The organism is Brevibacillus sp. NL20B1 (assembly GCF_018195675.1).
Classification (GTDB): domain Bacteria; phylum Bacillota; class Bacilli; order Brevibacillales; family Brevibacillaceae; genus Brevibacillus; species Brevibacillus aydinogluensis.
Window position 1 is genome coordinate 39,160 of sequence record NZ_JAGTPT010000007.1, and the last position, 19,973, is coordinate 59,132.

At 58.6% G+C, this 19,973-nt stretch carries 17 protein-coding genes, 1 pseudogene and 1 riboswitch; all 18 genes and pseudogenes read right to left on the reverse strand.

Annotation, left to right across the window (positions count from 1 at the left end):
* Positions 1–3 precede the first annotated feature (3 nt).
* Positions 4–432, reverse strand: coding sequence for an NUDIX hydrolase (locus tag KDN35_RS06605; protein ID WP_171565333.1), 429 nt, complete (start codon positions 430–432; stop codon positions 4–6).
* Positions 429–1,787: a tRNA (N(6)-L-threonylcarbamoyladenosine(37)-C(2))-methylthiotransferase MtaB gene (gene mtaB / locus KDN35_RS06610; RefSeq protein ID WP_171565334.1), complete on the reverse strand. Its 1,359-nt coding sequence runs from the start codon at positions 1,785–1,787 to the stop codon at positions 429–431. The genes KDN35_RS06605 and mtaB overlap by 4 nt, the downstream gene beginning before the upstream one ends.
* A 46-nt stretch (positions 1,788–1,833) precedes the next feature.
* Positions 1,834–2,577 (reverse strand): 16S rRNA (uracil(1498)-N(3))-methyltransferase, encoded by a 744-nt coding sequence (locus KDN35_RS06615; protein WP_171565335.1) that lies wholly within the window; start codon positions 2,575–2,577, stop codon positions 1,834–1,836.
* A gap of 18 nt (positions 2,578–2,595) precedes the next feature.
* On the reverse strand, positions 2,596–3,537 hold the full coding sequence (prmA, locus tag KDN35_RS06620; protein ID WP_171565336.1) for a 50S ribosomal protein L11 methyltransferase: 942 nt from the start codon (positions 3,535–3,537) through the stop codon (positions 2,596–2,598).
* Between the two features lie 65 nt (positions 3,538–3,602).
* On the reverse strand, positions 3,603–4,733 hold the full coding sequence (gene dnaJ, locus KDN35_RS06625; protein WP_171565337.1) for a molecular chaperone DnaJ: 1,131 nt from the start codon (positions 4,731–4,733) through the stop codon (positions 3,603–3,605).
* A 109-nt stretch (positions 4,734–4,842) separates the two neighbouring features.
* Positions 4,843–6,681, reverse strand: coding sequence for a molecular chaperone DnaK (gene dnaK, locus KDN35_RS06630; RefSeq protein WP_212132406.1), 1,839 nt, complete (start codon positions 6,679–6,681; stop codon positions 4,843–4,845).
* 50 nt (positions 6,682–6,731) lie between these two features.
* Positions 6,732–7,316 (reverse strand): nucleotide exchange factor GrpE, encoded by a 585-nt coding sequence (gene grpE, locus KDN35_RS06635; RefSeq protein ID WP_230076757.1) that lies wholly within the window; start codon positions 7,314–7,316, stop codon positions 6,732–6,734.
* A gap of 71 nt (positions 7,317–7,387) precedes the next feature.
* A complete protein-coding gene (hrcA, locus tag KDN35_RS06640; protein WP_171565339.1) occupies positions 7,388–8,416 on the reverse strand; it encodes a heat-inducible transcriptional repressor HrcA in 1,029 nt (342 codons plus the stop codon).
* A 122-nt stretch (positions 8,417–8,538) separates the two neighbouring features.
* Positions 8,539–9,681: a radical SAM family heme chaperone HemW gene (gene hemW / locus KDN35_RS06645; protein ID WP_212132407.1), complete on the reverse strand. Its 1,143-nt coding sequence runs from the start codon at positions 9,679–9,681 to the stop codon at positions 8,539–8,541.
* 58 nt (positions 9,682–9,739) lie between these two features.
* A complete protein-coding gene (lepA, locus tag KDN35_RS06650; protein ID WP_171565341.1) occupies positions 9,740–11,557 on the reverse strand; it encodes a translation elongation factor 4 in 1,818 nt (605 codons plus the stop codon).
* Positions 11,558–11,780: 223 nt separating this feature from the next.
* Complete coding sequence (locus KDN35_RS06655; protein WP_212132408.1) at positions 11,781–12,794, reverse strand: hypothetical protein; 1,014 nt, start codon at positions 12,792–12,794, stop codon at positions 11,781–11,783.
* Entirely contained in the window at positions 12,764–13,312 is a 549-nt protein-coding gene (locus KDN35_RS06660) for a sigma-70 family RNA polymerase sigma factor (protein ID WP_212132409.1), read from the reverse strand. The genes KDN35_RS06655 and KDN35_RS06660 overlap by 31 nt, the downstream gene beginning before the upstream one ends.
* A gap of 97 nt (positions 13,313–13,409) precedes the next feature.
* A pseudogene (locus tag KDN35_RS06665) lies at positions 13,410–13,565 on the reverse strand (iron chelate uptake ABC transporter family permease subunit); the annotation flags it as partial.
* Positions 13,566–13,730: 165 nt separating this feature from the next.
* Positions 13,731–13,933, reverse strand: a riboswitch (cobalamin riboswitch).
* Positions 13,934–13,947: 14 nt separating this feature from the next.
* Entirely contained in the window at positions 13,948–15,042 is a 1,095-nt protein-coding gene (locus KDN35_RS06670; RefSeq protein ID WP_230077883.1) for a M24 family metallopeptidase, read from the reverse strand.
* 156 nt (positions 15,043–15,198) lie between these two features.
* Positions 15,199–16,092, reverse strand: a complete 894-nt coding sequence (nikC, locus tag KDN35_RS06675; protein ID WP_171565342.1) for a nickel transporter permease — start codon at positions 16,090–16,092, stop codon at positions 15,199–15,201.
* Positions 16,093–16,104: 12 nt separating this feature from the next.
* Positions 16,105–17,115: an ABC transporter permease gene (locus KDN35_RS06680; RefSeq protein ID WP_171565343.1), complete on the reverse strand. Its 1,011-nt coding sequence runs from the start codon at positions 17,113–17,115 to the stop codon at positions 16,105–16,107.
* A 78-nt stretch (positions 17,116–17,193) separates the two neighbouring features.
* A complete protein-coding gene (locus KDN35_RS06685; RefSeq protein WP_171565344.1) occupies positions 17,194–18,843 on the reverse strand; it encodes an ABC transporter substrate-binding protein in 1,650 nt (549 codons plus the stop codon).
* A 156-nt stretch (positions 18,844–18,999) separates the two neighbouring features.
* Positions 19,000–19,971, reverse strand: a complete 972-nt coding sequence (locus KDN35_RS06690; RefSeq protein WP_304414454.1) for an ABC transporter ATP-binding protein — start codon at positions 19,969–19,971, stop codon at positions 19,000–19,002.
* Positions 19,972–19,973: the final 2 nt, after the last annotated feature.

Here is a 19,973-nt window from a genome sequence, read left to right on the forward strand (position 1 = left end):
TTCTCACACCTCGATCCCGAAATGTTGCAAAGCCTTGCGCAGGACGTCGTCGTTGTTGCGGTACCCTCGCTCCTGCTGGAGCGCCCACGCTTCCAGCGGCGTGTACCAGTGAACGTCGTTAATCTCCTCCACCTGCACGGTAATTTCCGTCGTGTACGCCTCCACCAGAAAATAGTGGACTTCCTTGTTGACCACTTCTCCCGTTACTGCGTGCTGGTAGTCGTAATAAATCGTGTCCAGCTTTTCTCCGAGCACCCCGCGGATTCCCGTCTCCTCCAGCACTTCCCGGAGTGCCGCTTCCTCAATAGTCTCGCCCAGTTCCTGTTTTCCCTTGGCCAGCGTCACCTTGCCGTAGCGGTCTTCAATCAGCAACAGCAGCAGTTCTTCGTCGTGAAAGCGGTAGACGACGCCGCCCGCTGATACCTCTTTCATATCGCCCGTTCCTTCAGTTGCACAGGACGCTCGTTGTCCAGTACGCGGACAAGCGTGCCGTTGCAGTATTCGGAGCCGGGTTCATCCAGCCGGACCTTGCAGATGTTGCCGATCATCGACGCATCGCCTGGGAAAACCACATTCAAATAGTTGTCGGAATACCCCATCAGCAAGCCGCTGTCCGGGTCTTCCTTGTACGGGCGTTCGGGAATCACTTCCAGCACTTCGCCGACAAACTGCTTGGCGTATGCCAGCGTCAGCTGCTGGTTCAGCTCCAGCAGTCGGGCGACCCGCTCATGCTTCACCTCTTCCGGAATCTGATCCGGCATGCGGGCAGCCGGCGTACCGGTGCGCATGGAGTACGGGAAGACGTGCAGTTCGGCAAACCCCACGGTTTTGATGAAATCGTAGGTGTTTTGGAACTGCTGTTCCGTTTCGCCCGGGAAGCCGACGATCACGTCGGTTGTCAGGGCGACGCCTGGAAGTGCTTCGCGCACTTTCACCATCTTTTCGTAGAATTCCGCCGTGGTGTACTTGCGGCGCATCCGCTTCAGCACCTCATCGTCGCCCGCTTGCAGGGGCACGTGCAGATGACGGCAGACGCGATCCGAATTGTTGATCACATCAATCACTTCGTCAGTAATCTGGCTGGCTTCGATGGAGCTGATGCGAATCCGCTTCAGTCCCTCCACCTGATGCAGATCCACGAGCAGTTTGGCCAGGTTGTAGTTCTCCAGATCCTCGCCGTAACCGCCGGTGTGGATACCGGTCAGCACGATCTCCAGATACCCGGCATCGACCAGCTTCCGGGCCTGTTCGAGAACGCTCTCCGGTTTGCGGGAGCGCATCAGGCCGCGTGCCCAGGGGATGATGCAGAAGGTGCAGAAATTGTTGCAGCCTTCCTGAATCTTCAGGGACGCGCGCGTGCGATCCGTAAACGACGGGACGTCCAGTTCTTCAAACTCGCGCGCCTTCATGATGTTGCTGACCGCGTTGATCGGTTGGCGCTCCCGGCGGATTTGCTCCACGTATTCGATCAGTTTCTCGCGGCCCTGTGTGCCGACGATGATATCTACACCCGGGATTTGCGCAATTTCCCCGGGGGAAGTTTGCGCGTAGCAACCTGTCACCGCGACAATCGCGTCAGGATTGCGGCGAATGGCACGGCGGATGACCTGACGGCTCTTCTTGTCTCCGGTATTGGTCACCGTGCACGTATTGATCACGTAGACGTCGGCGCCGTCCTGTTCAAAGTCCACCCGCTCGTAGCCGTTGGCCTTAAACAGCTGCCAGATCGCTTCCGTCTCATAACTGTTCACTTTGCAGCCCAATGTATGGAAAGCAACCGTAGACATGGCGCTTCCTCCTTTCTGTAAGTAGCCTTGACCCATCTTACGCGCTCTACGGGGCCAGGCGTTCAAACTGGTACGATGCGGCTGCCAGCACGTACTGGCTGGCCGTCTCCGTGCGCAGGATGCGCGGACCGAGTGATACGGACTGAAAGCCCATCAACTCTGCCTGCTTCACCTCGTCCAAAGAAAAGCCTCCTTCCGGCCCGATCAGCACAAAGAGCGACTCTCCCGGACTCATGCCGGCAAAGACCTGATGAAGCGTAGAGCCGCCTTCCTTTTCATAGGCGATCACACGCTGCGTGTAACCGGCGGCCGACGCGATTGCTTGTCGAAACGACGCAGGCGGCAGAATCTCCGGCAGCACCGCCCGGTGGGATTGTTCCGCCGCCTCCTTGACAATCTTGCGCCAGCGCTCCAGCTTCTTCGCCTCTTTTTTGGCGTCCAGCTTGACGATGGTGCGTTCGGAGGTAAACGGAAAAAAGGCATGCGCCCCCATTTCCGTCCCCTTTTGCAATATCCACTCCATCTTCTCGCCCTTCGGCAGTCCCTGTCCGATGGTAATGCGGATCGGCAGTTCCGTCTGCTCGTCCAGGAACTGGACGATCGATGCTGTCACTTCTTTTGCGGACAGGGAGACGAGCTGAGCGACAGCCGAACGGCCCGCCCCGTCGCACACGACGATTTTCTCGCCGGGTTTGGCCCGCATCACGTTTACGATATGATGAACGTCGTCGCCGACAATCGTTACCTCTTGTTCGGAAAAGAGGTGTGGCTCGACAAAATATCTTTGCATCTCGCCAACCTCACTATTCTACCGTTTTTTTGCCACAATTGCTACCCAGTCATCGATGAAAATGGTTTCCACGAGTTCAAGGCCGGACGCCTCCATTGCCGCTTTCACATCCGCTTCCCGCGCGGCGATGATCCCGGACGCGATGAACACCCCACCCGGTTTCAGCACGCGATATACGTCGTCGGTAAAGCGGACGATCACTTCTGCGAGAATATTGGCCACCACCAGGTCGACCTGCTCGTCCACTCCGTCCAGCAGGTTGTTCTGCCGGACGGTGATCCGCTCGTGGACGCCGTTCAGTTCGATGTTGGCCTCCGCGGAGCGGACCGCCACCTCGTCCAGATCCATCGCCAGCACGTGGTCGGCGCCCAGTTTGACGGCGGCGATGCTGAGGATGGCCGTTCCCGTCCCTACGTCGTAGACGCGGTCGCCGGGCTGCAGGTATTTTTCCAACGCGCGCAGGCAGAGAATCGTCGTCGGATGGGTGCCGGTGCCGAAGGCCATGCCCGGGTCCATCTCGATGATGATCTCGTCTGGCCGCTTCGGCTCGTATGCCTCCCAGACCGGTTTGATCGTCATCCGCTCGGAGACGTTGACCGGTTTGTAATACTTTTTCCAGGCGTGGGCCCACTCGTCTTCGTGCACGTCATTGACGGCAATCGTGCCTTTGCCGATGTCGAGACCGTAGTCGGTCAGGTGGCTGAGCTGCTCCTTCAGCTCATCCAACACGTCGACCAGCTGACTCGAATCCATCGGCAGATACGCCTTGACGAATACGCCCTCGTCCGGAAAATCATCCGGGGAGAGCTGGTAGATTTCACCAAACGGCGTATCCCAATCGCGATGCAGCACCTCGGGGTCTTCAATGACGACACCGTTGGCCCCCATCTCGTATAGCAGGTTGGACACTGCTTCCACTGCCTCCGCTGTCGTGTGGATACTGATTTCCGACCATTTCATGAACTACCAACTCCCCAATTTTGCTCATGTTCTGCCAACGTCTCGCTGACAGACGCGATTCCCGGCTACTCGCCGCGGAACGCCCGCTTCATTTTTTCAAAAAAACCCTCATCTTCCACGCCGTACCCGCTTATCGACTCACCAGACAGGGAGGCGAATTCGCGAAGAAGTTCCTTTTGCCGCTCGTTCAGCTTGGTCGGGGTGACGACGCGCACCTTCACATGCTGGTCGCCGCGGCCGCTTCCGCGCAGGTACGGCACCCCTTTGCCCCGCAGCCGGAAAAAAGTCTCCGTCTGCGTACCGGCGGGAATCTTCAATTTAACCCGGCCGTCGACCGTCGGCACTTCAATTTCGTCCCCGAGCGCTGCCTGGGCAAAGGTGAGCGGCACTTCGCAGTAGATGTCGTTGCCTTCCCTTTCAAAAAACTCGTGCGGCTTCACCCGCAGCACGACGTACAAGTCGCCGGGAGGGCCGCCGTTTATGCCCGGTTCGCCTTCGCCCGCGACGCGAAGCTGTGCTCCGTCGTCGACGCCTGCCGGAATGTTGAGGTGAATTTTGCGGCGCACCTTCACCCGGCCCGTACCGCGGCAGGATGTACACTTCTCCTTGACCACCTTGCCCTTGCCTTCGCAGGTCGGGCACACGCGACGGTTCACGATGCGGCCAAACGGGGTATTTGCCACCACTTCCTGCTGACCGGTGCCGCCGCACGTCTTGCATGTCTCTATGCCGGAACCCGGCTTCGCTCCCGTGCCACGGCAGGTGTCGCACTCCGCCTCTTTGGGAATCTCCACGTCCGTTTCCTTGCCGAAGACGGCATCCGTGAAGTCAATCGACAACCCAAACTGCAGATCCGCCCCTTTTCTCGGCGCATTCGGGTTGGACCGTCTGCCGCCGCCAAAAAACATGTCAAAAATGTCCCCAAAGCCGCCCATGCCGGACGTGTCAAATCCGCCGAACCCGCCGCCAAAGCCCTGGCTGGGGTCTTGATGGCCGAACCGGTCGTACTGGGCACGCTTTTGCGGGTCAGAGAGGACATCGTACGCTTCTTTTACTTCCTTGAACTTCTCTTCCGCATCCGGCGCCTTGTTGACGTCGGGGTGGTACTGGCGCGCCAACTTGCGGTACGCCTTCTTGATCTCGTCGGCATCCGCTCCCTTGGAGACACCCAGCACCTCATAGTAATCCCGTTTCATCTGCTCGATCACTCCCATGACAGTCAACTGTTATCATAGCATGTGACTGACTTGAAAAAAAGTCAAAGTCAGCATTCCGTGACTTTGACTTTTTTTCGTTCACACTCGGTTACTTCTTGTCGTCGACGACCTCGTAGTCAGCATCGACGACGTTGTCTTTTTTCGGTTCGCCGGATGCGCCTTGGCCAGCCGCGTTTTGTGCTGCCTGAGCGGCTTGAGCGGCCTGTTCGTACAGTTTCACGGAGATTTGTTGAATGACCTGGGACAGTTCGTCCTTGGCGGTCTTGATCTCGTCGATCTTGCCGCCTTCCAACGCCTTTTTCAGTTTGTCCTTGGCTTCGTTGGCCTTGTCGATCTCCGCCTGATCCACCTTGCCTTCCACTTCTTTCAGGGTCTTTTCGGTCGTGAAGACCAGCTGATCCGCTTCGTTGCGGAGCTCTACTTCCTCCTTGCGCTTTCTGTCCGCCTCTGCGTTCAGCTCAGCCTCTTTCACCATGCGCTCGATCTCTTCGTCCGTCAGGCCGGAGTTGGACGTGATGGTGATGCGCTGCTCCTTGCCGGTGCCGAGGTCTTTGGCGCGCACGTTCACAATCCCGTTGGCGTCGATGTCAAACGTTACCTCGATTTGCGGAACGCCGCGCGGAGCCGGCGGAATGTCGGACAGGGTGAAGCGGCCCAGCGTCTTGTTGTCGGCTGCCATCGGACGTTCGCCCTGCAGCACGTGGATTTCCACGGAGGTTTGGTTGTCGGCAGCCGTAGAGAAAATCTGCGATTTGCTGGTCGGGATCGTCGTGTTGCGCTCAATCAGCTTGGTAAACACGCCGCCCAGCGTTTCGATACCCAGAGACAGCGGTGTTACGTCAAGCAGCACAACATCCTTCACATCACCGGTCAGCACGCCTGCCTGAACGGCTGCGCCCAGCGCCACCACTTCGTCCGGGTTAACCCCTTTGTGCGGCTCTTTGCCGATAAATTTCTTAATGGCCTCCTGTACGGCTGGAATCCGCGTGGAACCGCCGACGAGGATGACGCGGTCGATGTCGCTCGGGCTCAGTCCCGCATCTTGCAGCGCCTGGCGAGTCGGTCCCATGGTGCGCTCTACCAGGTGCGCGGACAGTTCTTCAAACTTGGCGCGGGTCAGGTTTACCTCCAGGTGCTTCGGACCGGTCGCGTCCGCGGTGATGAACGGCAGCGAGATGGTCGTGGTCAGCACGCCGGAAAGGTCTTTTTTCGCTTTTTCCGCGGCGTCTTTCAAACGCTGCATCGCCATGCGATCCTGGGACAGATCGATGCCGTGTTCCTTTTTAAACTCGCTTACCAGGTAGTCGATGATCACCTGGTCAAAGTCGTCACCGCCCAGGAGGTTGTCGCCGGAGGTGGCTTTTACTTCAAAGAAGCCGTCAGACAGCTCCAGAATGGAAACGTCGAACGTACCGCCGCCCAGGTCGTAGACAAGCACGGTTTGGTCTTCCGTTTTTTCGATGCCGTACGCCAGTGCAGCCGCTGTCGGTTCGTTGACGATGCGGAGCACTTCCAAACCGGCGATCCTGCCGGCGTCCTTGGTCGCTTGACGCTGGCTGTCGTTAAAGTAAGCCGGAACGGTAATTACCGCTTTGGTGACCGGTTCGCCCAGGTATGCTTCCGCGTCGGCTTTCAGTTTTTGCAGAATCATCGCCGAAATTTCCTGCGGCGTGTACTCCTTGCCCTCCAGGGTTACCTTGTGGTTGGTTCCCATGTGGCGTTTAATGGAGATCACCGTGTTGTCCGGGTTGGTGATGGCTTGACGTTTGGCCGCTTCTCCCACGATCCGCTCGCCGTTTTTAAACGCGACGACGGACGGCGTAGTGCGGCTGCCCTCCGCATTGGCGATGACGACCGGTTCGCCGCCTTCCATCACGGCTACGCAAGAGTTTGTGGTTCCAAGGTCAATACCGATAACGCGACTCATACTGGATATCCTCCTTACACTTCTGTCCAACTGGAATTATATAAGTACAATCAGGCGTTTACCTTGACCATCGCAGGACGGATGACGCGATCCTTGAAGAGGTAGCCTTTTTGGAATTCCTCCACGACCACGCCCGATTCGTATGCCGGGTCTTGGGCCTGCATTACCGCCTGATGGACGTTGGGATCAAAGGGCTGGCCTGTCGCCTGGATCGCCGTCAAGCCTTCCCGTTCAAAGATCTGCAACATCTGGCGGTACACCATGTTGACCCCTTCGAGCAGGGATTCGACCGTCATCGAATCCTTGTCAGCACTCAGCGCGCGTTCAAAGTTGTCAATCACGGGCAGAAGCTCCGAGATAACCTTGAGCGAGGCGTATTTGGCCAGATCCTCCTGCTCCTTGCGCGTCCGCCGCCTGAGGTTTTCCATGTCGGCCAAGGCGCGCAGCATGCGGTTATGATTTTCTTCCGCCTGTGCCTTCCAGCGTTCCGCTTCCTGCTGCCAGTCGATCTCTGCCGCCGGCTCCTGCTCTTGTGCGGCGGCTTCCTGCTGCTCCTGGTCAGCGGTTTCCTGCTGCTCGGCTGCTGCCGCTTCCGCTTCCTGTTCGTGGTCTCGCGTCAGTTTGTCCTCGTTCAACGTTCCGATACCTCCCCAGGCTGTCCGCTGCCGCTGCACCGGGTCAGCCTTTCACTCCATTACGATTTCTACTATTTCTCAAACTGCGATGTCAGCATACGCGACAGACCTTCCGCCAGATAGTTGAGCACGGTGATCACCCGGCTGTACTCCATCCGCGTCGGCCCCAGGATTCCCACCGTCCCGACCGGCTTGCCGCCGATGTAATAGGCGGTGGTGATGATGCTGCATTCCTTCATCGCGTCAAGCTGGTTTTCCTGTCCGATGCGAACGGTGATGCCCTCACTCGGAGGTCCGAACAAGTGGACCAGTTGATCGTTTTGTTCCAGCAGTTCCAAGATGTCCTTCACTTTGTCCACGTCGCGGAACTCCGGCTGATCCATGATCTTGGTCGCACCACGGAGATAGACGCGTTCGCCTTCCTTCCGCTGGAGAGACTCTTCCAGAATCCGCAGCATCTCTTCGTACTGCTCCACATGACGCCGCATCTCGCCCGCCACTTCCAGATACATGCGCTGGCGAAGCTGCCACAGCGGCACGTCGCTCAGCTTGCTGTTCAGCAGGTTGACCAGCTTCTCGATCTCCTGCGGTCGAACGCCCTGCGGCATGTCAATCAGCTTGTTTTCCACGCGGCCGGTGTTTGTGACCACGATGGCCACTGCCTGTGTTTCATTCAGGGGAACGATCTGAATGTGTTTCAGCCGATGCTCGAAAATCTCCGGACCCAACACGATGGCCGTGTAGTTGGTCACGTGCGAGAGAATTTGAGCAGTGTAGTCGATCACCTTCTCAAAGTGATGAATCCGTTCGGCAAACAGCTGTTTCAGTTTGCTCAACTCCAACTCACTCAACATGTGCGGTTTGATCAAGTTGTCGACGTAAAAGCGGTACCCTTTCGTGGAGGGAACGCGGCCAGCTGATGTATGCGGCTGTTCCAGGTACCCGAGTTCTTCCAGATCAGCCATCTCGTTGCGGATGGTCGCGGAGCTGAAACCGATGTCCTCCCGTTTGGAGATGGTGCGTGAGCCTACGGGTTCGGCGGAATGAATGTAATTATCGACAATCGCATTGAGAATCAGTCGTTGGCGTTCCGATAACATGCTGTCTTCGCCCCCTGTTGTTAGCACTCAACAGCATCGAGTGCTAAATCTATTTACTAAGGTATCAATACGCGAAGGTTTTGTCAATGTTTTCCCAGCACGCTGTCCACCCGATCCTGCCGCTAATCGCGCAGGAAGCGGGCGAACACTTCGTTTCCCAACGGCAAGGCCTGTTTGGTCAACCGCAGGTGGCCGTCCACACGTTCCAACATCCCTTTTGCCACCTCTTCGTCAATCACCGGTCCGAACACCTGCTCCGCCGTGACGCCGAAGCGCTCCGCGAACCGGGCGAGGTTCACCCCGTCGCGCAGCCGCAGCCCCAGGATCATCTGTTCCTCCATGGCATCTTCGCGGGAGACGGCAAACTGCTCCACTCGGGGCAGCCCTTCCTGGCCCATGCGCATGTAGACGGCCAGCGGTCCTGCGTTGACGTGCCGTTCGCCGTTTACATAGCCGTGGGCTCCCGCGCCCAACCCATAGTATTCATCATTGAGCCAGTAGGTGCAGTTGTGACGGCTTTCATAGCCAGGCTTGGCAAAGTTGCTGATCTCGTACTGGCGATAACCGTGCGCTTCCATCTCCTCGATCAACATCAGATACATTGCCAGCTCAGCCTCTTCCGAAGGGAGCGGAAGCTGGTCTTTTTGGTACAGCGTGTGGAACAGCGTGTTTTCTTCCACCTTCAGACTGTACGCGGAAAAATGCGTGGTCGGCAGCTCAAACGCCAGTTCCAGCGTGCGGCGGAAAATCTCTTCCGTCTGGTCCGGCAGCCCGAACATCAGGTCGATGGTCAGGTTGGAAAAGCCGACGGTCACGGCGTTGTCGATGCTGCGGTAGACGTCGTCCACGTCGTGAATCCGGCCCAGCCGCTTCAAGAGCGCATTGTCGAACGACTGCACGCCAAAACTGAGCCGGTTGACGCCCAGCTCGCGCATCAGCCGGAGCTTTTCCACGTCGGTGGTGCCGGGGTTGGCTTCCATCGTGAATTCCAGATCGTCGGCCCAGAACCGTTCTGTATGCTTCCGCACCGCCTCCAGAAAGACCTGCATCTGGCGGCGGTCGAGAAACGTCGGCGTCCCCCCGCCGACGAAAATGGTTTTGATCTTCTCCGGCGGCCACAGGGCAAACGTCCGCTCCATCTCCTTGTCCAGTGTGTCCAGATAGTCTTCGATCACCTGCGGGTTGCTGGTGACAAACGAATTGAAGTCACAGTAGTAGCACTTGTTGGTGCAAAAGGGAATGTGGATGTACACCGACTGCGGCATATCCGCTCCCCTCCTTTTTGCGATAGTGGAATGGAAAAGACCTGACGCGCGGTCAGGCCTACTTTTTGTCGTCCATGCGCAGCACAGCCATAAACGCTTCTTGCGGCACCTCGACGGAGCCGACGGCTTTCATGCGCTTTTTCCCTTCTTTTTGTTTTTCCAACAGCTTGCGCTTCCTGGTGATGTCGCCGCCGTAACACTTGGCCAACACGTTTTTCCTGAGCGCGCTGATCGTCTCGCGCGCGATCACCTTGTTGCCGATGGCGGCCTGGATCGGCACTTCAAACTGCTGGCGCGGAATCAGTTCTTTCAGCTTTTCGCAAATGACGCGTCCGCGCTGGTAGGCGCTGTCGCGGTGGACGATGAACGACAATGCGTCAACCACTTCGCCGTTGAGGAGGATGTCCATTTTCACCAGCTTGGAGGGCTTGTAGCCGGCCAGTTCATAGTCAAAGGACGCGTATCCCTTGGTGCCCGACTTCAACAGGTCAAAGAAGTCGTAGACGATCTCGGAGAGGGGCATGTCGTACTTGAGCTGAACGCGGTTTTCCCCCATGTACTGCATGTCGAGGAATTCCCCGCGCTTGCCCTGGCAGAGCTGCATGACGTCGCCAACGTAATCGTTGGGCACCATGATTGTCGCCGTGACGTACGGCTCCTCGATCTGTTCGATTTTTTGCGCCTCCGGCATTTTCGAGGGGTTGTCGATCTCAACCACTTCGCCGCTCGTCTTGGTGATGCGGTAGATAACGCTCGGCGCGGTGGTAATCAGGTTGATGTTAAACTCCCGCTCGATCCGCTCCTGGATGATCTCCATGTGCAAAAGTCCGAGGAAGCCACAGCGGAAGCCAAATCCGAGCGCCTGTGAGGTCTCCGGTTCGAACTGCAGCGACGCGTCGTTCAACTGCAGCTTTTCCAGCGCCTCGCGCAGATCGTTGTACTCGCTGGTGTCGATCGGGTAGAGACCGCAAAACACCATCGGATTGATTTTGCGGTAACCTGGCAGCGGTTCGGCGGCCGGACGATTGGCATCCGTGATCGTATCCCCGACACGGGTGTCGCCCACCGTCTTGATCGAGGCAGCCACGTAGCCCACGTCACCGACGGTCAGCTCGTCTACCGGCGTCTGACGGGGGGTGGAGGTGCCCACTTCCGTCACTTCGAATGTTTTGCCGGTGGCCATCATCTTGATTTTCATACCTTTTTTCAGCGTACCGTTGACGATCCGCACGGATGCGATCACGCCCCGGTACGGATCAAAGTAGGAGTCGAAGATCAGCGCCTGCAGCGGCGCATCCGGGTCTCCCTCGGGTGCCGGCACCTTTTTCACCACTGCCTCCAGCACGTCCTTGATGCCGATCCCTGCTTTGGCCGAGGTGAGGCAGGCGTCGCTGGCGTCCAGCCCGATGACGTCCTCCACTTCCTGCTTGATGCGCTCCGGCTCCGCGCTGGGCAGGTCGATCTTGTTGATGACCGGGATAATCTCGAGATTGTTGTCCAGCGCCAAATAGACGTTGGCCAATGTCTGCGCCTCAATCCCCTGGGCGGCGTCCACCACCAGGAGCGCCCCTTCACAGGCGGCAAGGCTGCGGGATACTTCGTACGTAAAGTCGACGTGTCCGGGGGTGTCGATCAGGTGCAGGATGTACTCCTCTCCGTCATCGGCTTTATAGTTCAACCGCACGGCGTTCAGCTTGATCGTAATGCCGCGCTCCTTTTCCAGCTCCATCGTGTCCAGAAACTGGTCTTCCATCTCGCGGGCCGACAGTGCTCCGGTCAGCTCCAAAATGCGGTCCGCCAGGGTTGACTTTCCGTGGTCAATATGGGCGATAATGGAAAAATTGCGAATTCGTTTCTGTCTTTCACGGCGATCCATCTGTGTCTGTTCCCTCCCACGCCATCCGAAAGTCGCTTTCAGATAGCGTTCCGAAAAAATACACTAAGGTCAATTATAACAAAGGCCGGATAGCGGAGCAATAAGCAGGAACGAGGCGGAAGGAGAGGGAAGATGGGAGATGGAAGGGGCATGACGGGGCGCACCCCTTCTGGAGGAGAGGGCGACGGGGGAATTAGGGGAGCAGCACCCGGGTACGGCCCTGTCAGTGTGCAGAGCCGTACCTTTTCAGTTTCTGCACGATCTGCGGCGGAAACATCGACTCGAGGCTGCTCTGGTAACGGCTGCCGTCCTCCGGCATGCGGTGGCTTGTGACCTGGTACCCGGCGCTGCCGCCGCGAGAGACCCTGTACGCGATGTCAAAGACCATCGGGGCGCTGAGCGCGAGCTGCTGTTGGTCCCCGCCCCTGCCGGTAATCTGCACCCATGCGTACACGCGCCGGTTCTCCGCATTGGGGGCTTCCACGCCGATTACATCCAGTTTGACGTCCCGCTCACCGCCGAGCCAGTCAAGATCACCCCGGATGCTCTGCAGGTAGCGGGTAATCAGCGGCGTGACCAGTTCCCGGTTGGCCGGCGACACGCCCTCCTTCACCTCGACGAACACCTGTCCGAAATGCTTGCCGCCGGAGACGACCTGCAGCTTCCAGATACCCGCATGCGGCAAAACGATGCCGGAAGGAAAATGGCCGTCCGCGTCATACTGCGGTCCCGCCACCCGGTAGCTGCCCAGATCCACGCGCTCCCCCTCGGTGCTCCACCCGACCAGATTCACTTCCGGGGCAAACGGACCATTCAGCAGCCAGAACACGTTTTGCATCTGTCCTTCGTACAGCTCATCCGTGATGATGCGCACCGGCTTCTCGCCGACATAGCGGAACGGTTTGCCGTCATGGACCGTCTCCATCTGCGGCGACGTTTTCCACAGCACGGGAGGAGAGGAGACGAGGCCGAACAGCGGCGGTGCGGTTGTCTTCGGCGCGGGGCCAGGGGCGGCCGGTTGCTTGGGCTGCAGCGCATCGGGCCACCACATCCACAGGGCCAGCAGCGTCACCGCAGCGGACGCCGACGCCAGAAGCGGTCCGCGCCTCTGCCGCTGCGACCGCTGTCTGATGCGCTTTCGCACGGCTTCTTCCATTCCGGGGGTAAACGTCACGTCCTTGCACACCGTTTCGTCGGCCCGCTCCTTCAGCTCTCGCAGCCATTTGTCCCGTTCCATTCCCATTCCTCCCTTGACTCCATCCGCTGTCTCAACTGCTGCCGGGCGCGGTGCAGCCGTGTCCGGACCGTTCCCTCCGTCACGCCAAGCACTTCGGCCGTTTCCGCGATGGACAGATCGGCGTAGTAGTGCAGCGCGATCACCTGGCGGTACAGCGGCGGCAGCTCCAGCACCAGGCGAACCAGCTCGTCCCGTTGCGCCCGCTCCATGACCTGCCGCTCCGCGGACACGTCGCTCTCCCTGCTGATCCAGGAACGAGGCAGCAGGTTGCGAAACGCCCAGGAGCGCAGGCACCCTTTGCACTCGTTCACGGCGATCCGGTAGAGCCAGGTGCGGATGCTGCTCTCGCCGCGAAAACGGGGCAGGTGACGGTACGCTTTCAAAAAGACGTCCTGCGTGATGTCTTCCGCCAGACTGCGGTCTTTCACCATCAAGGTGACCAGGCGAAGCACGCGCGTCCCGTATTCCCGCATGATCTGTTCCAGCACCGCTTCCACCGTCGGCTGCAGTTTTTCCACGCGGCGCGCCTCCCTTCGTGTGCATTCACCTGTTTAGATGCGGCCGGCCGACGAAATGTTACAACGTTTATGGCGAAAAACGGGTCCAGGGGAGCGGGAGTGCGCCAAACAGCATGACCGATGTCGCCCCGACCGACGCCCCCGAAGAGACGCCCAGGATGTCGGGATCAGCGAGGGAATTGCGGACAAGTGCCTGGATGGCCGCCCCGACTACGGAGAGGCCATCCCCGACGAAAGCACCAATACATACTCGCCTGCCTGTTGTAAACCTGGCTCACATGTTTACGCACAAACAAAAAAGCATCTCCCGTATTGGACGGAAGATGCCTGTCTGCATGCGGACACGACAAAAGAACAGACGCGGAGCGCCGTTTCTTTCTGTCCCCTGCTTTCCACACATCCCCATCCTCGTGGGTAAAAGCGTGATCGCTTCACGGCAGGTCTCCTGGCTTGGGTTCATCGCTCCCTGCACCTTCCCATCTCGCCAGACCGGCGAGACAGTGGCTGTCGCAGGGCGCTCCCGTTACAGTGGCGGGACCGCGTCGGACTTTCACCGAACTTCCCTTTTAAGCCCCCCGGGCGGACCTGCACCCGGACGGCACCGTGAAACACCATATTCGTTTTTCGTCTGAGCCTTACCTGATGACGGTCAGCTGTTTCGGGAACTGCGTCAATACATCGCAGCCGCTGTCGGTCACCAGCACGTCGTCCTCGATTCGCACGCCCCCCACGCCCGGGAGGTAGATCCCCGGTTCGATCGTGAAGACCATGCCGGGACGAAGCACGTCCTGGTTTTGTCCGTGAACCGACGGATATTCGTGGACGTCCATGCCCAATCCGTGCCCCAGACGGTGCATGAAATACGGACCATACCCTTTTTCCTCGATTACGCGGCGAGCCGTTTGGTCGAGGTGAGCCAGCGTGACACCCGGACGCACCTCAGCGATGGCCGCTTCGTTGGCCGCAAGCACCGTCTCGTAGATTTCCCGAAGCTGTGCACTGATCTCGCCGATCGCAAAGGTGCGGGTGATGTCGGACACGTAGCCGTCAGCCGCCACGCCCAGGTCAAACAACAGCAGGTCTCCCTCGCGCACCTGCCGGCTGCCCGGGGTTCCGTGCGGCAGCGCCGATTTTTCGCCGGCCAGCACCATCGTGTCAAACGAAGGCCCGTCAGCCCCCAACCGCTTCATCTGGTATTCCAGTTCGGCGACGATCTCCATCTCGGTGACACCCGGTTTCACTTTTTTCAGACTCTCGCTCAGTGCCTGTTCCACCAGCCGCACGGCGTGCCTGATGCGGGCCACTTCCTCCGCCGACTTGATCAACCGCATTTCGCGGAGCGGTTCCTCCACGTCGGCGTACCGCTTGGCCGACACGACCGCGCTCATCGCTTCAAAGCGCTCCACAGTCATGTGGCTCTTCTCGATGCCCAACCGCGTCACTCCGGCGGGCAGCGCCTGCTTCAACACGTCATACGGATTATCCGTATCGGTATGCGTCAGGATTTGCTTGACCCCGGAAGCCGCCGCTGCCGCCGCTTCACGATCCAGCGCCGGGACGATCAACGACGGTTCGCCCTGCGCCGGGATGATGAGGCCCATGAAGCGTTCGTGGGGTTCCGTAAAAAAGCCAGTCAGATAGTAAACGTGTTTGGGCGAGGTGATCAACACCGCGTCCAACTCTTCCTTTTCCATATACGTGTGCAACTGCTGCATGCGCTCCTGGTACAACTTGCTCACCCTGCTTTCTCTTGGTATCTACTAGCGAGGATACCATGTCCTCGGAAAAAAAAGAAGCGAGCGGGCCCTATCACCCATGCTCCACGGACTTTGTCTATATACGGGAAGGCTGCCGAGCAGCCTCGACAGCCGGACGGAATGGCGTTTTCAATGTTTCATCCGCGGGTCAAGCGCGTCGCGCAGACCGTCGCCGATCAGGTTGAAGCCGAGCACCGTCAGCATGATGGACAAGCCGGGGAAGATGACGGTCCACGGCGCTTTTTGAATGTACTGGCGTGAGTCGGACAGCATCAGCCCCCACTCCGGCTGCGGCGGCTGCGCCCCCAGTCCGAGGAACCCCAGGGCAGCCGCTTCAAGAATTGCCGTCGCAATGCCCAGCGTGCCGGTGACGATGATCGGCGCCAGGCTGTTCGGCAGGATGTGATGCAGGATAATCCGAGAGTTTTTCGATCCGATCGCCTTCGCTGCCATGACAAACTCTTCCTCTTTCAGGCTTAACACGCGCGAACGGACCAGCCGTCCGTAGGTAGGAATGTTGACGATGGCGATCGCCAGCAGGGCGTTCTCCAGCGATGGTCCGAGCATCGCCACAATCGCGATGGCGAGCAGAATACTGGGGAAGGCCAGCATGATGTCAAACAGCCGGGAGATGATCATGTCCACCCAGCGGCCGTAATAGCCGGCAAGCAGGCCGAGAAACGTGCCGACGATTACCGATCCGATGACGGAGAACAGCCCGACGCGCAGGGAGATTTGCGCCCCGTAAATCACCCGGGTGAACACGTCGCGCCCGTTGTAGTCAGTTCCAAACCAGTGCTCGGCCGACGGCGGCTTGTTCTTGTTGATCAACTCTCCCTTGTCGTATTCGTAGGGGGTAATGTATGGAGCCAACAGGGCCAGCAGGACAAACACGAAAATGATGATGAAGCCGACGATGGCCAGCTTGTTTTTGCGGAGCGTCCGCCAGGCGTCGCGCCAAGGGGACGAGACCGGCTCGTCGGTTTGCTGCACGCGTACCGTTTCCACATGGGTTTCTGCCATAAGACGTCCTCCTTAGCGGTATTTAATGCGCGGATCGACATAGGCGTAGAGGAGGTCGACCAACAGGTTGATCAGGACAAAAATCGTAGCGATGACGAGAATGCTTGATTGAATGACGGGATAATCGCGGTTTCCAATCGCCGTAAAAATGTATCGGCCAACGCCGGGCCAGCCAAAAATCGTCTCGGTCAGGACGGCTCCGCCGATCAACAGCCCTGTCTGCAGCCCGACGATGGTCAGGACGGGAATCAGCGCATTTTTCAAGGCGTGCTTGTACACCACGAAAAACTGTCCCAGCCCCTTGGCACGTGCCGTCCGAATATAGTCGGAGCGCATCACTTCCAGCATGCTGGAACGGGTGATGCGGGCGATGATCGCCATCGGGATGGTCCCCAGCGCGATGCTCGGCAAAATCAGGTGCTCGATCACGTCGCGGAGATGGTCCCAACGACCGGCCAGCATCGCATCAATGATATAGAAATGCGTAATCGCCGTTACGGGATCACGCGGATTGTCGCGTCCAATGGAAGGCAGCCACTTCAACTCCTGGGCAAACAGCCACTGCTCCATCAACCCCAGCCAGAATACGGGCATGGATACGCCGATCAACGCAACCAGCATGCAGATGTAGTCAAACCACGAGTTTTGCTTCCAGGCCGAAATGATTCCGGCATTTACGCCGATGAAAACGGCAAATATCATGCTGACCAGCGTCAATTCAATGGTGGCAGCCAGGTACGGCCCCAATTCCTTCGCGATGGGAGCCTTGGTGTGCAAGGATACGCCCAGGTCTCCCCTGAGAACGTCCCACAGGTAGTGGAAGTACTGCACGTACCAGGGATTGTTCAGCCCGAGCTGCTGCCGCAGATCCTCCAGAGCTTTGGCACTTGCCTTTTCTCCCAAAATGGTCAGCGCCGGATCGCCGGGGATGGCGCGAATGATGGCAAATACAATCAGCGACATGCCAAGGAGCACGGGAATCAGCATCAACAATCTACGAATCGTGTATGACAGCAAGGCCATCTCCTCGCTTTCCTCGCGTTTTGCACATGAGAGAAGGGTAAGAAGAAGGGTTCCTCTTACCCTTTGTTGCCGTCTTCCTTATTGGATGTCTACCTTTTCTACGCTTTCGCTGCCTTTGGGATGAGGCTGATAGCCCGTGACGCTCTTCTTCGCGGCGAGCGGCGGAGTGGAGTGCACCAGCGGGATCAGCGGCGCGTCGTTGAAAATGATCTCCTGGGCTTTCTTGTACAGGGCTTCCCGCTCCGCTTGATCGGGCAAGGACTGCGCTTTCAGCAGCAGTTGGTGGACTTCCTCATTGCTGTAGCGGGAAATGTTGTTGCCGTTGATCGTGTTTTTGTCAAGCAGTGTATACAGGAAGTTGTCCGGGTCGCCGTTGTCGCCAGTCCACCCGAGCAGGCACATGTCGTGCTCGCCTTTCCGCGTTTTTTCCAGATAGGTGGCCCACTCCATCGTGACAATTTCCGTCTCGATGCCGATCTTTTTCAGATCCTGCTGAATGGCCTCGGCAATCTTCTTGCCGTCGGGGATGTACGGACGCGGCACCGGCATCGCCCAGAACTTGACCTTGAAGCCATTGGGATAGCCTGCCTCCGCCAGCAGCTGCTTGGCCTTTTCCAGGTTGTACTCGCGGTCCTTGATCTGGTCGTTGTAACCCCAGAGGCTGGGCGGCATCGGGTTGGTTGCCGGTTCACCCAGGCCGCTGTAGAACGCTTGGACCAGTTCCGGCTTGTTGATGGCGTAGCCGATGGCTTGACGCACTTTCGGATTGTCAAACGGCTTCTTCTCCGTGTTGAACGCCAAATAGCCGACGTTCATCGACGGGCGCAGGATCAACTGCAGGTCCTCGTTCTCCTTCACGCTCTCTGCATCGTCCGGATTGAGACCGTCCATCAGGTCGATTTCGCCGGAGGCAAGCGCGGTCAGGCGCGCCGTGTTTTCCGGAATGACTTTAAAGACGACCTTGTCCAGCTTGGGCAGCCCCTTGTTCCAGTAGTCGGGGTTTTTCTCCAGCGTGATGGTGTCGTTGCGAACCCATTCCACGAACTTGAACGGTCCCGTACCGACCGGCTTCTCCCCGAGCGTTCCGCTTTCGATCGCTTTCGGAGACGCAATCGCAAACGGCGACATGCCCAGGTTGGCCAGGAACGGCGCCATTGTCCGGTTCAGCACGAACTGCACGGTGTACGGATCGACCACCTTGACTTCCTTGATTACGTGATCCTTGTCGCCTTTGTAGCCGCCGAACATGTCGTTGTAGTACGGGTAGCCCTCGGGGTTGTGGTACTTGTTGCTCTTGTCCATCCAGCGGTCAAAGTTGAACTTGACCGCTTCGGCGTTGAAATCGGTGCCGTCGTGGAATTTCACGCCCTGGCGGAGCTTGAAGGTGTAGGTCAAGCCGTCCGGTGAAATCTCCCAGCTCTCCGCCAATCCGGGAATGACCTTGGTGCTGGTGTCTTCATAGCTGACCAGCGTTTCGTATATGTTTTCCGTCACCTTAAAGGTTTCACCGTCGGTCTCCCGGATGGGATCAAGGCTTTTCGTATCAGCGCCGCGGCCGATGATCAACTGCTTGGGACCGTTGTTGGCCGGTTCCGTCGCCGTCTGCGCCGGTTGTTGCCCCGATTGGTCAGCCGGCTGCTGAGCCGTTTGCGAGCCGCTGCATCCTGCCAGCGCCATGGAGAGCGCCAACAGGCTGGCCATTGCAGCAGTAAGCACGTTCTTCTTCATGGATGAGTGCCCCCTTTTCCTCCGTTTTTCTTCACGCCATTATTCGAAAGATTTGGATCGTCACCGTTTTTCCGCATCCCCCCCTTTGCCTGGGAACAGGCAGCGTTGCTCCCGACCGTGCGGGTGCTTTTCGCTCCTCCCCGGTCCCCTCGTGACTCACGTCTTGTACAAATGACAGGCGATGAAATGGCCGCCGCCAACGTCCTGAAATGCGGGACGCACGCTGCGGCATTCTTCGGTCACATGGGGACAGCGGGTGTGAAATGTGCATCCGCCGGGCGGATTGGCCGGGCTGGGCACATCTCCCTGCAGGATGATCCGTTCCCGCACGGCATCCGGATCAGGCGACGGCACGGCTGACAGCAGCGCGCGCGTGTACGGGTGCAGCGGCTGGTCGTACAGCGTTTCGCTGTCGGCCAGTTCCACCAGTCGCCCCAGGTACATCACGCCGACGCGGTCGCTGATGTGGCGTACGACGCTCAGATCGTGGGCGATGAACAGGTAGGTGAGCCCCAATTCCTGCTGCAGATCCTGCATCAGGTTGAGCACCTGCGACTGGATGGATACGTCCAGCGCCGACACCGGTTCGTCTGCCACGATCAGTTTGGGGTTGAGCATCAGGGCCCGGGCGATGCCGATCCGCTGCCGCTGGCCGCCGCTGAACTGGTGCGGATAGCGCTGTGCGTGGGCGCTGCTCAAACCGACCACTTCCAGCATCTCCCGCACCCGCTTTTTCCGTTCGTCTGGCGTGCCGATGCCGTGCACCACGAGCGGTTCTTCCAAAATCTTTTCAATATTGTGACGAGGGTTGAGAGAGGCGAACGGATCCTGAAAGACAATCTGCATGTGGCGGCGCATCCTGCGCATCTCGTCCGCTGTGAGCGCGGTGACATTGACGCCGTCAAATATCACTTCTCCGGCGGTCGGTTCGATCAGCCGCAGCAGAGAGCGTCCGGTCGTCGACTTGCCGCAGCCGCTCTCGCCCACCAGGCCGAGCGTCTCCCCCCGCTTGACCGTGAACGATACGTCGTCCACCGCCTTGACTACGCCAACCTCTTTCCCGAAAACGCCGCCTGTGATGGAGTAGTATTTTTTCAGATTCTTGACAATCAGCAGATCTTCAGCCACCT

What these genes read in the sequence shown, in the direction of transcription:
- KDN35_RS06605 (WP_171565333.1), bottom strand. Translation starts at nt 432, where the DNA reads ATGAAAGAGGTATCAGCGGGCGGCGTCGTCTACCGCTTTCACGACGAA.
- mtaB (WP_171565334.1), bottom strand. Translation starts at nt 1,787, where the DNA reads ATGTCTACGGTTGCTTTCCATACATTGGGCTGCAAAGTGAACAGTTAT.
- KDN35_RS06615 (WP_171565335.1), bottom strand. Translation starts at nt 2,577, where the DNA reads ATGCAAAGATATTTTGTCGAGCCACACCTCTTTTCCGAACAAGAGGTA.
- prmA (WP_171565336.1), bottom strand. Translation starts at nt 3,537, where the DNA reads ATGAAATGGTCGGAAATCAGTATCCACACGACAGCGGAGGCAGTGGAA.
- dnaJ (WP_171565337.1), bottom strand. Translation starts at nt 4,733, where the DNA reads ATGAAACGGGATTACTATGAGGTGCTGGGTGTCTCCAAGGGAGCGGAT.
- dnaK (WP_212132406.1), bottom strand. Translation starts at nt 6,681, where the DNA reads ATGAGTCGCGTTATCGGTATTGACCTTGGAACCACAAACTCTTGCGTA.
- hrcA (WP_171565339.1), bottom strand. Translation starts at nt 8,416, where the DNA reads ATGTTATCGGAACGCCAACGACTGATTCTCAATGCGATTGTCGATAAT.
- hemW (WP_212132407.1), bottom strand. Translation starts at nt 9,681, where the DNA reads ATGCCGCAGTCGGTGTACATCCACATTCCCTTTTGCACCAACAAGTGC.
- lepA (WP_171565341.1), bottom strand. Translation starts at nt 11,557, where the DNA reads ATGGATCGCCGTGAAAGACAGAAACGAATTCGCAATTTTTCCATTATC.
- KDN35_RS06655 (WP_212132408.1), bottom strand. Translation starts at nt 12,794, where the DNA reads ATGGAACGGGACAAATGGCTGCGAGAGCTGAAGGAGCGGGCCGACGAA.
- nikC (WP_171565342.1), bottom strand. Translation starts at nt 16,092, where the DNA reads ATGGCAGAAACCCATGTGGAAACGGTACGCGTGCAGCAAACCGACGAG.
- KDN35_RS06680 (WP_171565343.1), bottom strand. Translation starts at nt 17,115, where the DNA reads ATGGCCTTGCTGTCATACACGATTCGTAGATTGTTGATGCTGATTCCC.
- KDN35_RS06685 (WP_171565344.1), bottom strand. Translation starts at nt 18,843, where the DNA reads ATGAAGAAGAACGTGCTTACTGCTGCAATGGCCAGCCTGTTGGCGCTC.